The organism is Streptomyces phaeochromogenes, assembly GCF_001418655.1.
GTDB classification, from domain to species: Bacteria; Actinomycetota; Actinomycetes; order Streptomycetales; family Streptomycetaceae; genus Streptomyces; species Streptomyces phaeochromogenes.
Genome location: NZ_LIQZ01000471.1, coordinates 1 through 3370, shown reverse-complemented (window position 1 = coordinate 3370; position 3370 = coordinate 1). Strand labels below are relative to the sequence as shown.

Below are 3370 nucleotides of genomic sequence, written 5' to 3'. Positions count from 1 at the left end.
GGGGCGGCGGGGGCGAAATCCAAGGACGGTGAGGTCGGTCGATGAGGGGCGGTAAGGCGGCGCGCAGCGCACTGCTCCGGTGGAGCGTGCTCGCCGTGGCAATCGGCGCCTGGCAGACAGCCACCCGCACTCACACGAGCGTCTATTTCCCGCCACCCACAGAAATCGCCCGCCACACCCACAACCTGTGGTTCTCCGGCCCACCCACCCACGCCTTCCTCACCCAGGAGGCCACGGAAAACATCCTCCCCAGCCTCGCCCGCATGACCACAGGCTTCGCCCTCGCCGCAGCCGCAGGAATAGCGATAGGCACAGCCCTGGGCCGCTCCCACCGCGCCTACGCCCTCTGCAACCCAACCCTCCAGTTCGCCCGAGCGATCCCACCCCCGGCCCTGGTCCCCGTCTTCGTCGTGGTCTTCGACTTCGGCACCCAGATGCAACTCGCGTCGATCGTCTTCAGCGCCATCTGGCCCGTACTGATCAACACGGCGGAGGGAGCCCGCAACACCGACCCCCTGCGCATCGACGTGGCGGCCGTCCTACGCCTCACCACGGCAGAACGACTCTGGCTCCTGTTCCTGCCCTCGGCCCTCCCGCGCATCTTCGCGGGCCTGCGCCTGAGCCTGTCGCTCTCCCTCATCCTGATGGTCTTCTCGGAGCTGTTGCCCGGCACGGCGAACGGCATCGGCTTCACACTCACCGACGCCCAGTCGCGCTCCGACCTGCTCACCGTGTGGGCCGCGCTGGTGCTGCTCGGCGCGCTCGGATACGTACTCAACACCGGCCTGTTGGCGGTCGAGAAACGACTGCTGGGCAAAGGGAGGCCTGCATGAAGCCGAAGCCGAAGCCGGAGCCGGAGCCGGAGCCGGAGCCGGACGCGGGATCGACCCGTGCGGCCGAGACCGTCACCGTCCTGGAAGCCGTCATCCGGTTCTGCCGGGACACCGGCATGACCACCGTCTTCGGTAACCCGGGCTCCACGGAACTACGCATGTTCCGCGACTGGCCCGACGACTTCACCTATGTGTTGGGACTACAGGAATCCGTCGCCGTAGGCATGGCCGCAGGACACGCACTGGGCACGGGCCGCGCCGCCCTCGTCAGCCTCCACTCGGCGGGCGGAGTGGGCCACGCCCTGGGCGCCGTCTTCAACGCCTACCGCGACCGCGTACCCCTCGTGATCCTGGCCGGCCAGCAGTCGCGCGCCCTGACCCAGCTGAGGCCGTTCCTCGGAGCCGACGACCCCGTACAGTTCCCGCGCCCGTACGTGAAGTCGAGCCGCCAGCCGGACCGTGCGGCCGACGTACCCGCCGTGCTCGCCGAGGCCCACCGCCTCGCCATGTCGCATCCGCGCGGCCCCGTCTTCGTCTCCGTCCCCGAGGACGACTGGGACCAACCGGCCGCGCACGTCGAACCGCGCACGCTGCACGGCGGGTTCAGCGCCGACGCGGGCGCGCTGTCCGCGCTGGCGACACGCCTGGACACCTGCGAGCGGCCCGCGCTGGTCGTCGGCCCCGGAGTCGACGACGAGCACGCGACCGCCGAGGTCCGCGCCCTCGCCGAACGCACTCGCGCCGCCGTCTGGATCAGCCCGATGTCCGGGCGCTCCGGCTTCCCCGAGTCGCACCCGCTCTTCCAGGGGTTCCTGCCGCCGGCGGCCGACCGGCTGGCGGCCTGCCTGGAGGCGTACGACGTGGTGGTGGCCCTGGGCGCGCCCTTGTTCACGTACCACTTCCACACGGAGAGCCCGCCGCTGCCCGCGCGTACCGAGCTCTTCCACCTCGACTGCGACCCGGGGCAGGCGGCCTGGCTGCCGACGGGCACGAGCATCGTCACGACGCTGAAACCGGCCGTCGGGCAACTGGCCGCGCTGGTGCGGGAGTCGGACCGCAAACCGCCGCCCTCCCGACCGGTCCCGCTCCCCGCCCACGCCCCCGGCGACGGCGACGGCCCGATCAAGCCGGAGCTCGTGCTCGACCTGCTCCAGGAGCGGCTGCCCCGCGACCGTGTCCTCGTGGAGGAGACGCCCAGCCATCGCGAAGCGCTCCACGCGCGCGTGCGCATCGAATCGGCGGGCGGGTTCCTCACCACCGGCAGCGGGGCGCTCGGCTGGGGGCTGCCGCTCGCCGTGGGGCGCGCGCTGGCCGACCGGCGGCGGGTGGTGTGCCTGGTCGGCGACGGCTCGGCGCTGTACTCCGTGCAGGCCCTGTGGACCGCCGCGCGCCACCGGGTGCCCGTCACCTACGTCCTCCTCGACAACGGCGGATACGCCGCCGTACGCGCCCTCGGCCGCCGCATCGACATCGCACCCGTGCCCGGCACGGACATCGGGGACATCGATTTCGCCCGGGTCGCGACGGGCTTCGGCTGCCCGGCGGCGTACGTGGAGGAGTCCGCCGACCTTCCCGCCGCACTCGACCGTGCGCTGGCCGGACACGGCGACGACGACGGGCCCTTCCTGCTCCACGTCCGGGTCGACGACGGCGCGTTCGACTCCGACTCCAGGGACAGGTGACCGCCCCGCATGCTCCGTCTCGACTCGCTCGGCCAGCGGTACGGCGATCATCCCGTCCTGCACGACATCACGCTCACCGTCCCCGACGGCCAACTCCTGTGTGTCGTCGGGCCGTCCGGGTGCGGCAAGTCGACGCTGCTCCGCACCATCGCGGGGTTGCAGCCCGTGGGGGAGGGCTCCGTCAGCGTCGACGGGGAGCCCGTGACCGGTGTGCCCGACCGGCTCGCCGTCGTCTTCCAGGACTACGGGCGGTCGCTCTTCCCCTGGCTCTCCGTCCGGGAGAACGTCGCCCTTCCCCTGCGACGGCGGGGCCTCGGACGGGCCGAGCGGCGGGACGAGGCCGAGCGGATGCTGGAACGGGTGGGGCTACCCGGTGCGGGTCGCCGCCACCCCTGGCAGCTCTCCGGCGGTATGCAGCAGCGTGTCGCGATCGCCCGCGCCCTGGTCTGCCGCCCGTCCCTCCTCCTCATGGACGAGCCCTTCGGCTCCCTCGACGCCCAGACCCGCGAGGACCTTGAGGACCTCCTCCTCGAAGTCCACCAGACCGAGGGGCCGACGATCGTCTTCGTCACCCACGACATCGACGAGAGCGTGTACGTGGGAGACCGCGTCGTCGTCCTCTCCTCCGGCCCCGCCTCCCGGATTGTCCTCGACCTCCCGATTGCCCTCCCGGGCAAGCGCGACCAGATCACGACGCGGGGCTTGCCGGAGTTCGTGAGCTTGCGGGCGGAGGTGGGGAGGGCGGTACGGGGTTGAGGGTGCGGGTTGGTTGTGGCTGGCCGCGCAGTTCCCCGCGCCCCTAGGTGTCTAGGGGCGCGGGGAACTGCGCAATCGTTCAGCCCCTCCGGCGTTTGA

The 3370-nt window shown here is 71.9% G+C and carries 3 protein-coding genes; all 3 read left to right on the top strand.

The features are described 5' to 3' along the window. Positions 1-41: 41 nt before the first annotated feature. Genes AOK17_RS43125 through AOK17_RS43115 form a run of 3 tightly spaced genes read left to right on the top strand, consistent with a single transcriptional unit; the run spans position 42 to position 3271 of the window. Positions 42-833, top strand: a complete 792-nt coding sequence (locus AOK17_RS43125) for an ABC transporter permease (protein WP_055618109.1) — start codon at positions 42-44, stop codon at positions 831-833. Further along, positions 830-2515, top strand: a complete 1686-nt coding sequence (gene mdlC, locus AOK17_RS43120) for a benzoylformate decarboxylase (RefSeq protein ID WP_079053611.1) — start codon at positions 830-832, stop codon at positions 2513-2515. The genes AOK17_RS43125 and mdlC overlap by 4 nt, the downstream gene beginning before the upstream one ends. Before the next feature lie 9 nt (positions 2516-2524). Further along, positions 2525-3271, top strand: a complete 747-nt coding sequence (locus AOK17_RS43115; protein ID WP_055618108.1) for an ABC transporter ATP-binding protein — start codon at positions 2525-2527, stop codon at positions 3269-3271. Positions 3272-3370 lie beyond the last annotated feature (99 nt).

What these genes read in the sequence shown, in the direction of transcription:
- AOK17_RS43125 (WP_055618109.1), top strand. Translation starts at nt 42, where the DNA reads ATGAGGGGCGGTAAGGCGGCGCGCAGCGCACTGCTCCGGTGGAGCGTG.
- mdlC (WP_079053611.1), top strand. Translation starts at nt 830, where the DNA reads ATGAAGCCGAAGCCGAAGCCGGAGCCGGAGCCGGAGCCGGAGCCGGAC.
- AOK17_RS43115 (WP_055618108.1), top strand. Translation starts at nt 2,525, where the DNA reads ATGCTCCGTCTCGACTCGCTCGGCCAGCGGTACGGCGATCATCCCGTC.